The 12779-nt window shown below is 50.1% G+C and carries 10 protein-coding genes, 1 tRNA gene and 1 pseudogene; all 12 read right to left on the bottom strand.

What is annotated here, in order from left to right; translation table 11 throughout:
• Positions 1 to 26 precede the first annotated feature (26 nt).
• Complete coding sequence (gene lpdA / locus C7382_RS08710) at positions 27 to 1376, bottom strand: dihydrolipoyl dehydrogenase (protein ID WP_116679899.1); 1350 nt, start codon at positions 1374 to 1376, stop codon at positions 27 to 29.
• A 4-nt stretch (positions 1377 to 1380) separates the two neighbouring features.
• On the bottom strand, positions 1381 to 2172 hold the full coding sequence (gene nagB, locus C7382_RS08705) for a glucosamine-6-phosphate deaminase (RefSeq protein ID WP_116679898.1): 792 nt from the start codon (positions 2170 to 2172) through the stop codon (positions 1381 to 1383).
• 36 nt (positions 2173 to 2208) lie between these two features.
• Positions 2209 to 3417 carry an FprA family A-type flavoprotein gene (locus C7382_RS08700; RefSeq protein ID WP_116679924.1) on the bottom strand — a complete coding sequence of 403 codons (1209 nt, stop codon included), beginning with the start codon at positions 3415 to 3417 and terminating at the stop codon, positions 2209 to 2211.
• Positions 3418 to 3456: 39 nt separating this feature from the next.
• A complete protein-coding gene (lgt, locus tag C7382_RS08695) occupies positions 3457 to 4302 on the bottom strand; it encodes a prolipoprotein diacylglyceryl transferase (RefSeq protein WP_116679897.1) in 846 nt (281 codons plus the stop codon).
• Between the two features lie 60 nt (positions 4303 to 4362).
• On the bottom strand, positions 4363 to 5268 hold the full coding sequence (locus tag C7382_RS08690; protein ID WP_116679896.1) for a diaminopimelate dehydrogenase: 906 nt from the start codon (positions 5266 to 5268) through the stop codon (positions 4363 to 4365).
• Positions 5269 to 5297: 29 nt separating this feature from the next.
• The gene (nusB, locus tag C7382_RS08685; RefSeq protein WP_116679895.1) at positions 5298 to 6344 is read right to left on the bottom strand and encodes a transcription antitermination factor NusB; all 1047 of its coding nucleotides are present in this window, start codon (positions 6342 to 6344) and stop codon (positions 5298 to 5300) included.
• Between the two features lie 196 nt (positions 6345 to 6540).
• Positions 6541 to 7482 carry a thioredoxin-disulfide reductase gene (gene trxB, locus C7382_RS08680; RefSeq protein WP_116679894.1) on the bottom strand — a complete coding sequence of 314 codons (942 nt, stop codon included), beginning with the start codon at positions 7480 to 7482 and terminating at the stop codon, positions 6541 to 6543.
• Between the two features lie 201 nt (positions 7483 to 7683).
• Positions 7684 to 7756, bottom strand: a tRNA-Thr gene (locus C7382_RS08675).
• Positions 7757 to 7816: 60 nt separating this feature from the next.
• Positions 7817 to 8269, bottom strand: a complete 453-nt coding sequence (locus C7382_RS08670; protein ID WP_243405686.1) for a hypothetical protein — start codon at positions 8267 to 8269, stop codon at positions 7817 to 7819.
• Positions 8270 to 8287: 18 nt separating this feature from the next.
• The gene (locus C7382_RS08665) at positions 8288 to 10918 is read right to left on the bottom strand and encodes a valine--tRNA ligase (RefSeq protein WP_116679893.1); all 2631 of its coding nucleotides are present in this window, start codon (positions 10916 to 10918) and stop codon (positions 8288 to 8290) included.
• 338 nt (positions 10919 to 11256) lie between these two features.
• Positions 11257 to 12315, bottom strand: a complete 1059-nt coding sequence (locus tag C7382_RS08660) for a hypothetical protein (protein ID WP_116679892.1) — start codon at positions 12313 to 12315, stop codon at positions 11257 to 11259.
• An 80-nt stretch (positions 12316 to 12395) separates the two neighbouring features.
• Positions 12396 to 12779: pseudogene (locus C7382_RS10110) on the bottom strand (hypothetical protein); the annotation flags it as partial.

Raw genomic sequence — 12779 nt, 5'->3', positions numbered from 1 at the left:
TTGCTTTTACATTGTGGAAGCTGTTTTTAACCTCCTGCAAGCGTCTCTTTTAGTATCTCACCTACCGTCGGGTGGGGGAAGATGACGCGTTCGATCTGCTTGTCGGTCATACCGTTTTCGATGGCCATGGCAGCCGTCACGATCAGTTCTCCGGCAGGGTTACCGATCAAGTGTGCTCCGACCAGACGATTTTCTTCGTCGAGTAACAGTTTGCACTCGCCATTACCTTGTTCGTTCTCAGCCACGAAACGACCGGAGAAAGCCATTGGCAGGCGACGCACTGTATAAGCGCGTCCTGCTTTGCGAAGCGATTCTTCCGTTTCGCCCACACCTGCAACTTCGGGATTGGTGTAAACCACACCCGGTACGGCGCGGTAGCTCATCGTTTCATCGGTAATACCCAGTATCTGATCTACGGCCACTTCAGCTTCGCGTACGGCTGTATGAGCCAAGAGAGAGAAGCCTGTGATATCACCGGCAGCATACACATTGGGGATAGAAGTCTGCATCTTCTCGTTGGTCTTTACACCTCTGCCGGCAAGTTCCAATCCGAGCTGTTCAAATCCGCTGAGCACAGGACGACGGCCTACGCTCATCAGGATGCGTTCGCCTTCGATATCCTTTGTTTCTCCTTCAAACTCTATGGTCACAGCACCGTTGCGTACGGCCGTCACCTTATGTCCGAGGTAGAACTTCACACCCTCTTTTTCATAGTGAGCACGGAGCGTAGCCGCCAGTTCGGGATCGATGCCGTTGAGAATCTCAGGCATCATCTCTACCACATGGACTTCGGTACCAATGCTGTTGAAGAAAGAGGCAAACTCCATCCCGATTACTCCTCCGCCAATCACGACGAGAGATGCAGGTATTTCTTTGTTTTGGAGTGCTTCGCGATTGGTCCAGTAGTCCGTTTGCTCCACACCGGGGATGGGCGGAATAAACGTCTCCGAACCCGTACACAGAAGCAGATGAGCTGCTTCGTACTGTACTTCTCCGGCCGTGATATGGATCGTACCATCTGCTTGGCGACCTGTTACCGTGGCTTCTGCAGTCACCATCTCCACACCCGCCTCAGTCAGGCGCGAGCGGATGCCGGCAGTCAGTTTGCGGATGATCTTGCCTTTACGAGCGATTACTTTACCGAGGTCGAGGCCTTCGGCCATTCCGCTGACAGCATACTTCGATGCCGTCTGTATATGATGCAGCACCTTGGCTGAGTATAGGAGCGTCTTGGTCGGGATACAACCTTCGTTCAGGCACACCCCACCGAGGGCGTTCTTTTCGATCAGGAGGGTTTTCAGTCCGCCTTTGGCAGCACGTTCGGCAGCCGTGTATCCGGCCGGTCCTCCACCGATGATAGCTAAGTCGTAACGCATAGTTTTATAAGTTGTTGCGTTCTATATCCTTGAAATAATTATAAGTACCCACTTTCAATTCCACACAGGCGTCTTCATCGCATACGATGATACTCCGAGGGTGTAATTGCAGTGCAGTGATTGTCCACATATGGCTTACTGCTCCCTCCACAGCTTCGTGCAAAGCGCGTGCCTTCGAGTGTCCGTTCACCAGGATCATCACCTCACGAGCATCCGTTACTGTGCCAACGCCTACGGTAAGCGCACGCTTGGGAACCAGATTGGTGTCGTTGTCGAAGAATCGGCTATTGGCCAGAATGGTGTCCGTCGTCAGTGTCTTGATGCGCGTACGCGAAGTTAGGGATGACCCTGGTTCGTTGAAGGCAATATGCCCGTCAGGACCTATCCCCCCGATGAAGAGATCAATGCCTCCTGCTGCTTCGATAGCTTGTTCGTATGCCTCACATTCTGCTATCAAATCAGGAGCATTGCCATTGAGAATATGGATATTCTCGGGTAGAATATCGATATGATCGAACAAATGGCGGTGCATGAACGCATGGTAACTCTCCGGATGATCAGTGGCGAGTCCCACGTATTCGTCCATATTGAAGGTGATGACGTGACGGAAAGAAATTCGTCCTTCCTGACAAGCTTTCACCAACTCTCGATACATGCCGATGGGCGATGAACCCGTAGGCAGACCGAGGACGAAAGGTCTCTCAGCCGTAGGTGCAGCTTCCCGAATCCGTTGGATGGCGTAGTTGGCCGCCCAAGCAGAGAGCTTGTCGTAGTTCTGTTCGATGATGAGTCTCATAATGATGAGATAGGATCAGGGTGTATGGAGATTCTGTTAGGAACGGTCAGCTTTTAGGCGTTCAGCGATAGCCAAACCGAGTTGCCAACCTTTCTCGTACATATCATCTGTGATGGACATCTTCTGTTCCAGCGCATCGCCTATCAACTCCCAACCCATTTCTTCTGCGAAGGGAACGATCTTCTTCACAGCCTGACCAGCCCAGGAGAAGGAACCGAATACGCTGAGGTAGCGATTCTTCACCTCACGCAGACGGATCATCTCCATGATGTTTCGGATCGGAGAGAAGATCTCATTGCTGTAGGTAGGACTGCCGATTACGACTGCCTTGTACTTGAAGATGTCGCGCAGGATGTTCGATGCAGGGCTGTAGGCTACGTTGTGGCATACGACCTTGCGCACGCCACCGGCTGCGATGCCTTGTGCAATCGTGTCGGCCAGCACTTCCGTATTGCCATACATCGTACCATAGAGAACCACGGCACCTTCTTCTGCTTCATATCGGCTCATGCGATCGTAAATGTCGAAGGCCTCGCTGAAGTGCTCGGGTGTCCACACAGGGCCGTGTGTAGAGCAGATGTATTGTACCGGCAGATTGGCTTCCTTGAACTTGGTCAGCACCTTCTGCACGAAGCTGCCGTATTTGCCCACGATGCAGGCGTAGTAGCGATACATCTCTTCCCAACGAAATGAGAGATCCATGTCTTTGTCAAAGATATGACCGTCGAGCGTGCCGAATGTGCCGAATGCATCGGCCGAGAAGAGTACCTGCTGCGTAGGCATATAGGTGAACATCACCTCTGGCCAATGCACCATAGGCGCGAGGATAAAGGTGAGTTCATTCTTGCCGAGTGAGAGTACATCGCCCTCCTTCACTTCCAGCAGACCTTCCGTAATATGGTGATAGCCTTCGAGCATGCCGTGGGTCTTCTTATTACCCACGATCTGAATATTCTGATAGCGCTGACGGAGCAAGCCGATAGAGCCGCTATGATCCGGCTCCATGTGATTGACGATAAGATAGTCGATGGTGCGACCCTGCAGGACCGTGTCCAACTTCTTGAAGAACACTTCCGAATAGCACACGTCCACCGTGTCGATGAGAGCCACTTTCTCATCCACTACCAGATATGAGTTGTAGGATACGCCGTAGGGCAAGGGCCACATATTCTCGAATAACGTTTTCGAGCGGTCATTGACGCCTACATAATAGACAGCATCCGTTACTTGAGGAACTTGATACATCATGTTTTCGATTATTTTATTTGATTATTGCGTTTAGAGTTATTTCTGAACGATTGGATTTTTCAGAGCGCGTACCATGAGCCAGATACCCACGGTCACGAACGGGATGCTGAGCAATTGTCCCATATTCATTCCCACTGATTCGATCAACTTTAGTTCCCACGGCTCCTGAACGATCTTGATGCGTTCGATAATGAAGCGGGAGAGGAAGATGCCGGTGAGGAAGAATCCCACGATCAGCCCCGAATATCTGCGAGCAGCATCGCGCTTCCAGTATAGCCACATACAGACGGCAAAGACCACGAGATAGCAGAACGCTTCGTATATCTGTGTCGGATGGCAGCCCATATCCATGGCTGGGACAAGCTGTCGATATTCTTCGGAACGAACGAATCGGAAGCCCCACGGCAAGGTCGTAGGACGACCGAATATCTCACTATTGGTCAAGTTGCCGATGCGGATCATGGCCGCCACCAGCCCCGTAGGCACTGCCAGACGATCCAGGACCCATAGGATCGATTTGTGTGACACTTTGCGTGAGTAGATCCAGCAAGCCAAGATGATACCTATCGTGCCACCGTGACTGGCCAAACCGCCCTCCCACGTGAAAAAGATTTTCTCCGGATGGGCGAGATAATAGGTCGGGTCGTAGAAGAGTATGTGTCCCAATCGGGCTCCCACGATGGTACCCACAAAGACATAGACAGCCAACGACTCATACCATTTCGGGTCGAGCTTCTCGTGATCCCACATTTTCTTGGCTATCCATGGGCCTAAGATCATCAGTCCCAAGGCAAAGAGCAGACCGTACAGAACAACGGGATGTCCGAAAACGGTAAAGATGACAGGGTCAAAATCCCATGTGATGAATGCGGGTAGTGTCATATGCGTTAAGCCGTTTATGGATGAATAGTTATGAGAATAGTGTCGCTATGATTATTTCTTCTAACAGAGCTGACTGATCCATTGGTCACGGTCGCCAGGCAAGAGGTCGATGACAGGGATCTCCTGCAGGGTATAAGCTCCGGGTTGCTGACGCAAGGCCGCACGAGCTGCACACACCAGTGCCTGTCCGGTCAATGCCGGATTGTTGATGGTCATGTCGAAAGAGAGGCGTTGGTTCTGAGTCATGCCGCTCACGCCTTTGCGTACCATGTGCACACCGTGTCCCATGTCGATGAGGGCATCCACGTCCTCCACTTGTGTGACGTGTGTCTCGTCATGGGCAAAGTATTCGTCCGCTTTGATGGCAGCTGCCACATCGTCGATCTGATACCCGGGGAGTAGCTCCACATAGACCATGCGGCGGTGTACGCCCGTACCCATCGGGATAGTCATAGAAAGGGCTGCTTTTACTCCTGCTATGGCTTTTACTGCCACAGTATGTCCCATGCTCATGCCCGGGCCGAAGTTGGTATAAGTGATTCCTTTGGGAACGATGGCCTGCATCAGTGTGCGCACTACGGAGTCGCTGCCCGGATCCCATCCCGAGGCAATGACAGCAGCTGCTCCGGACTTACGGGCAGCCTCACCGAGCGAACGGCGTAGTGCCAAAATATCTCCGTGTATGTCGAAGCTGTCAGCCGTAGAGATCCCTTTGCTTAAGATCGCCAATGCCGTACGCTCTACTTCGCGACTGGGCGAACATAGTAGTGCCACATCTACGGGCATGAGTTGCTCAATGTCCGATACGACGGGCAGACCGCGAAGCTCGGCTGGAATATCTGTAGGATTGCGGCGCACGACGCCGGCTATTTCAAAGTCGGGAGCTTCAGCCAGTGCTTGCAGTGCATAGCGGCCGATATTGCCATAGCCTACGATGGCAGCCCGAATCTTTTTATCATTAGTCATAGATAGAAGCGTGCTTGGAGTGAATGTTATTATTTGAGTAATTTGCCTTGTTCGCGGAACTTTTTCGTCACCGCATCAAGCAATCCATTGACGAAGGTGCCGCTCTTGGGGGTGCTGAAGAGCTTCGATAGCTCGATGTACTCGTTGATTGTCACCAGTGCGGGTATATTGGGGAAATGCAGCAGCTCGGCTATGGCCATTTGCATGATGAGCATATCCATGTCGGCTATACGTTCCACTTCCCAATTGATCAGATTGTCGTGGATGATCTGCTTGTATTCTGCGTCGTGGATGATGGTTTGATGCAGGAGTGCCACGCCGAAAGAAGCATCGTCCTTCTCCTTGTAGATTGGTATCAGGATGCTTTCAGGATCGGTTTCGGCATCGATGTGACGGATGGTCTTGAGGACAAACTCCTTCACGATCTCGGTGGGCGCATTATCTTGTGGGACGATCTGATAGTTGCCTTCGGCTTGTGCCTGCTGCACAGACTGCTCCACGTCCTCGATGTCGGGCTGGTCTTCCGTTTCGATCTTCTCGATCAGCTGTGTCTCATTGTCCCAGAATACGCTGACGGCCTCCATCACCTCGGCCAGTTCCTCGTCGGGCATGACGATGTCGCGCATCATTTCGATCCAAAATTGACGATCTGCCTCAAAGCTGTCGGGGGCATCCTGTGCCATATATCGGGCAAATAGATCGGAGGCGTGAACCTTCTTGAGGAGGCGACGGAGGAATGCTTCCTCATTGCGCCAATTGAGTACGTTCTCTTCGGCACGTATCCACAGCGGCCTACAGCTGTCTATCTTAGCTGCAAGTCGGTTTTCTGCCATTCGAAGGTTGGGGTTTTTGTCTTCGGCTGTGGCCAAACGCTTCTTCTTCTTGGACTCAAGAAATTCTGCATGTAGCCTTGTCAGTTCGGGGATCAGTAGGAGATGAAATAGGTACAAGTCGTATGTACGCTCCAGACTATTCTGTAATTCTTTTTCTGTAGATTGTATGTCAGCATCGTCCCGATGGTAATACACATATGCTTGTTGTAGAACGCGGGAGCGAACCAGTGCTCGATTAATCATTCTTTTAGTCCTTGAAATAATTGTCTGACAAAGGTAATCACACGGAGCCAAACGGGCAACAATATTGGCGCCATAGTCTGCTCAAAGCAAGAGGCTGAACCAAAACAAGAGTTTTGGCTCAGCCTCTTGGATTACGTTAGAAAGGGATACGCCATAAAATGCAAGGCCGCAATTCCCTTCTCCAACAGAGGTGTCATTAGAGTCCGTGCTCTCCCAAATAACGCTCCGCTTCGATAGCAGCTTTACAGCCGGATCCTGCGGCCGTGATCGCTTGGCGATAATGCGGATCCGCAACGTCACCGGCAGCAAATACACCGGGCACCTTGGTGCGAGGCGATGCTCCTTCGGTCAGGATATAGCCCACTTCGTCCAGATCGAGGTAGTCGGCAAATATCTTGGAGTTGGGAGTATGACCGATGGCGAGGAAGAAGCCGTCGATGGCTATGTCCACCATCTGTTCGTCGGGTTCGCCCTTGCGCTTGACCAAGTGAGCTCCCTCTACGCCGTCTTCACCGAACAGACCTACTGTATTATGTTCGAATAGGACAGTGATGTTTGCTGCATTCATCACACGCTCCTGCATGACCTTGGAAGCGCGGAGATAGTTCTTGCGCACGATCAGATATACATGTTCGGCCAGAGAAGCCAGATAGAGAGCTTCCTCACAAGCTGTGTCGCCACCGCCCACTACGGCTACTTTCTTCTTGCGGTAGAAGAAGCCGTCGCAAGTGGCACAAGCCGAAACGCCCATACCCGCATACTTGGCTTCGTCGGGCAAGCCCAGATATTTGGCGGTAGCGCCTGTAGAGATGATGAGGGTATCGGCTGTGATTTCTTTCTCACCGTCGATCGTGATGGTATAGGGAGCCTTGCTCAGATCGGCTTTGGTGGCAATACCAGAGCGGATATCTGCTCCGAAGCGCATGGCCTGCTTGCGGAGGTCTTCCATCAGTTCTTGTCCCGTAATTCCTTCGGGATAGCCCGGGAAGTTTTCCACCTCGGTTGTCGTTGTCAATTGACCACCGGGTTGTATGCCTTCGTAGAGGATAGGATTGAGGTTAGCGCGCGAAGCGTAGATAGCTGCGGTATAGCCGGCAGGACCGGAACCGATGATGAGGCAGCGTGCGTGTTCTGACATAATGATCGTTAGTGTTTGTTTGTTATGAGTTTTGTTTGTTTATAGGTGAACAAAGATAGTAGCCTTTTCGTTTACAAACTCCATGAATTCTGCTCCGACTCCCGAATGAGAGACAAAAAAGATGACCGCATCAACGAAAAAAGCTGTGCTACGAACAATCGCAACACAGCCTAACACATTAACAACAATCTCTAAAAATTGAGCCGAAAGCCGGACTCGAACCGGCGACCTATTCATTACGAATGAATTGCTCTACCAACTGAGCTATTTCGGCAACCTATAGACGGCCTTGCGACCGCCCGCCCTCTCTCGAAAGCGGTGCAAAGGTAATCAATTATTTCATATCTGAAAGAAGATCAGCCAGAAAATTGTTCAGATCTTCATCCAAATTCTCCAAAAGAGACGAATCCAGTTTGATTAGTTCGTCATCGATGAAGAGGAGTTCCTCGATAACGGTGAAGTCTTCTTCGGTCAGAGCCAATGAGAAAGGACGAACGAAAACATCCTTGTCGAAGAAGTTTTCGGCCTGCAGTCTCTTGACCACAGTACGAAGCTCTTGCATCATCTCTGCCGGAATCTCTGTTCTTCCTTCTTGGATCCAGTCGTAAATAACGACCTGATGCAGCTCTTCGTCCTTGTCGTTGAAGAGTTCTACTTCGCCCGTTGCAGGATCTATCTGGACAAAAAGATCGTTTATTGCCAACGGAGAAGAAGCCGATTCGGCTTTCTCGATGGGCGTGCGAAATAAGCGTTCGAGCTGGATTTGTACTTCATTCGGTTTCATCATACTATTGAGATTGTATTGTTATTTGCCGGACTGCATCTGTTGCAAGCTCTCACGCAGTGTGGCGATTCGTGCTTCGGCATCGCTTTGTTTCTTGCGTTCCAAGGCGATAACGGCTTCGGGCGCTTTGGACACAAAGCTCTCGTTGCCGAGCTTCTTCATGACGGAGGCGAGGAATTTCTCTTGATAAGCCAGTTCTTCGGATAGCTTCTTGATTTCCTCTTCCACATTGATCAAAGCTCCCATCGGGATGGCATATTCCTGCGTGCCGATCAGGAAGGAGGCGGAAGCAGCCGATTTCTCCACGATGGGGCGGATGCATTCGAGGCCTGCCATCTTGATGACAACGGCATCGAAGGTGGAGTCGTGCCCCTCGGCTGTTTCGAGTACGAGCTTTTCTTTGAACGGGATGTTCTTGCTCGTGCGGATGTTGCGGACGGCAGCGATCAGCTCGCAGGTGCGATCGAAGCGACGTAAGAAGTCCTTGTCGATCTCTTGCGGGTCGAGCAGATAGCTGAGCATGATGGTCTCTCCCTGCAAACGGGGTTCGAGTGCGTGCCACAGCTCCTCGGTGATGAACGGCATAAAGGGATGGAGCAGACGCAGGAGCTGGTCGAAGAAGCCGACCGTGCTGCGATAAGTCCGGGCATCCATCGGTTGGCCATATGCAGGCTTCACCATCTCCAGATACCAAGAAGAGAAGTCATCCCAGAAGAGTTTATAGAGTAGGGTGAGGGCTTCGCTCAGGCGATACTTGGAGAAGAGATCGTCCAATTCGACCTTCACCTCGTCGAGTCGGTAGCCAAACCACTTGACGGCTAATGCCGATGCTTCGGGCTGTGTGGCAACTTCGGACTGCTCCCATCCCTTGACCAGGCGGAAAGCATTCCATATTTTATTACAGAAGTTGCGTCCCTGTTCCGAGAGTGACTCGTCGAAGAGGACGTCGTTGCCCGCGGGAGCGGCCATCATCAGTCCCATACGCACGCCGTCAGCACCGTATTTCTCCATGAGCATGATCGGGTCGGGGGAGTTGCCGAGGCTCTTGGACATCTTGCGTCCCTGCGCATCACGCACGATACCGGTCAGATAGACGTTCTCGAAAGGTTTCTTGCCACGGTATTCATAGCCGGCGATGATCATACGGGCCACCCAGAAGAAGAGGATATCAGGAGCTGTCACGAGATCGCTCGTGGGATAATAATAGTCCAGCTCCTCATTCTCACTATCCATCACCCCTCCGAATACGCTCATCGGCCACAACCAAGAGGAGAACCACGTATCCAGCGAATCGGCATCCTGGCGGATGTCTTCGGCCGTGAGTGCTTGGTTGCCCGTCGTGCGACGTGCTTGCTCCAGAGCATCCTCGGCATTCTCGGCGACCACGATGTTGCCGTCGGGCAGGTAGTAGGCCGGTATGCGGTGTCCCCACCAGAGCTGACGGCTGATGCACCAGTCCTTGACGTTCTCCATCCAGTGGCGATAGGTATTCTTGAACTTAGCGGGGTGCAGCTTGATCTCATCGCCCATCACGGCATCGAGAGCCGGCTTGGCCAAGTCTTCCATCCGGAGGAACCACTGCATCGAGAGCTTAGGTTCGATGGGTACGTCCGTCCGCTCGGAATAACCCACCTTGTTGGTGTAGTTCTCCACACGCTCCATCAGTCCCGCATCGGTCAGGTCTTGCTCGATCTGCTTGCGCACGTCGAAACGGTCCATGCCGGCATAGCGTCCGCCATGGTCGTTGAGAACTCCGTTGTCGAGGAATATGTCGATGCTCTCCAAGCGGTGCTTCTCGCCGAGCATATAGTCATTGACGTCGTGTGCGGGAGTCACCTTCAGACAGCCGGTTCCAAACTCCATATCCACATATTCGTCCTCTATCACAGGTACGGCACGTCCCACACCGGGCACGATCACGCGCTTGCCCTTGAGCCAATGGTAACGCTCATCATTGGGGTTGATGCAGACAGCCGTGTCGCCCATGATCGTCTCGGGACGCGTCGTCGCTACCACGATGTAACGCTCCGGCTCGTTCTCCACGAAGTAGCGCAGGTAATAGAGCTTGCCGTTGGATTCTTTATAGACCACCTCCTCGTCCGACAAAGCGGTAAGTGCTTGCGGATCCCAATTGACTACGCGAATGCCGCGGTAGATGAGTCCTTTATTATAGAGGTCGATAAATACTTTGATAACACTCTCGGATCGCGACTCATCCATCGTAAAGGCGGTACGCGTCCAGTCGCAGGAAGCACCAAGTCGCTTGAGCTGCTCCAAGATGATGCCTCCGTGCTCGTGTGTCCAATCCCAAGCATGCTTCAAAAATTCTTCGCGAGAGAGATCCTGCTTGCGAATGCCTTGTGCAGCCAATCGGCCCACTACTTTCGCTTCGGTGGCGATGGAGGCATGGTCTGTCCCGGGCACCCAACAGGCGTTGAAGCCTTTCATGCGGGCACGACGCACGAGTATGTCTTGGATCGTATTGTTGAGCATATGCCCCATGTGGAGGACGCCCGTCACATTGGGCGGAGGGATAACGACGGTATATGGCTTGCGTCCGTCAGGCTTGGAGATGAAACAGCCATATTCCATCCAATAGTTATACCATTTCGATTCTACCTCTTCGGGGTTGTACTTGCTCGCTATTTCCATACGATGATGATTTGCTTCTGTAAGAGTCTGTGTATCTGTGTCCTACTCACATAGTAGCGGGTGCATTGCCCCCGCATCGAGAGAATTCGGCACAAAAGTAATAATAATGGTGCATGATGATCCCTTTTGTACCGCTTGGATTGGGGATAAGCAAGTAGATACACGCGGATTGGGAGAGTTTGTATGTGGCTTATCTGTCAAAATAAGGCCTAATCGTTATTGATTTTCTAGTTCTAATACTCCGAGGATTTGTCTTTTTGCAGAATTACAGGATAAAGCTTGTCAGCATGAGATATAGCTTCAAACTTTTATGTTGCCTGGTATAACGAAGAGAAAATTTAAGTATTGTTTTTCAATTTTCTCATTATTTCATTATATTGTTTTTCGATACTTCCAGCTTTAATATATTTCTTCTCAAACAAGTTTAGCAAGAAGTCGTTAAACGAATCTTTTCCTTTTTTGTTGCTGATATATTGATAGATGATGGGTGATAACACCAGACTGCCTTCAACATATTCGTCAAATTCTTGATACACTTCACGGTCGGTTTTTAATCCCAATTTTCGTGAGATATAGGTTTCAGCTGCAACAATAAATGCTTCGTTTTTTCCCTCTCCGTGTTTTTGCGCAACATCCTCATTCTTTCGATAGAAACTGTCATTTTCATAGAGTTCGTCCAATTTATCTATTAAACTTTTTGATAGATATAATCGATGCAAATTTTCGTGAATATAAACTTGTATGAAGTTTATCCGATATTGCTTTGCTATCTCTTTGTTGAGTAATATTGGAGTGCAACAGAAAGTTTCATCGTTTAATGAAAAAGCATTGTCTATATCCAATATGTATATTTTGGGATACTGTTCTCCTAAAGAAGTATTCCCTGCCATTTTTTCTAATTCAGTATGGATTTTATCCAATATGCCTTCTTCAAACTGGTACCCATTGATTTCATCTTTTAATATTGGATATACCTGTTCAAACCAGTATTTTGGGTAGTTTGCATCAATGAGTTTCTGAAGGACTCGAAGAATTTCTGGCATGACACTAAATATATTGTTTACATATTGTCCATTGAATTTTTCGGGGATATCCTCTTGCTTAAGCGAAGTGAAAAAATCATAGCATTTTGATGCATCATCTTTGTCAGTAGGAAGACTTGCATACAAGTTGCAGATATTGGATGGCCTTACTTTTTTATTTATTATTTCAATGTCATTTATAAAGACCGTGTCTTTTGCTAACGTGCTTTCGAAGTATGGACTTTTAATGATGTCCTCATATTTATTGAAGCTTGAAAGCATATCGTAACACAAAGACGTATGGAATACTTCGTGGGTTTGACCGAAAGCCATTGTGTTAAATAAGGCTACTATCAGCATGATAAATTTTTTCATAATAATTTTTTGATGATTGTTTGTAACTAGACTTCAACGTGATTAACCATTGTCGATTTCAGATAGTTTTTTGTTTATGTTCAATTTGTTTTGATATGTAGCCTTTTTTCGTTTTCTGGGCTTGGGTAGTTTGGAGTCGGGCACGAGGAGGAACAGCTTGCCCTTCGCGCGGTACCAAGATCTTCTACCTCTCCGTCCGCTTTTATTACTGCTATCAGGTAGCAGCGCGTCTTCCCCGTGCCGATGGAGCGCCCTGCGAATCGCGCTTCGGACAGATTTTCCACCTCTTTCAGCTCCTCCAGATGGTGACGGAGCAGTTCCTCTGTCTCCGCTTTGCGCTTGGCAGTCGCGGCAGAACCTGTTGCAGAGCGACGTTTGAGTTCGATCTTCAACTTCTGCACAAGGGCGTTATAGCGATTCACCAACGCTTCGATGGCAGCGTCAGGCTCGAGATCAAGGAGCGA

It is taken from the genome of Porphyromonas loveana (genome assembly GCF_003096695.1).
Lineage (GTDB): Bacteria > Bacteroidota > Bacteroidia > Bacteroidales > Porphyromonadaceae > Porphyromonas > Porphyromonas loveana.
This window is presented reverse-complemented; position numbering and strand designations above follow the sequence as displayed.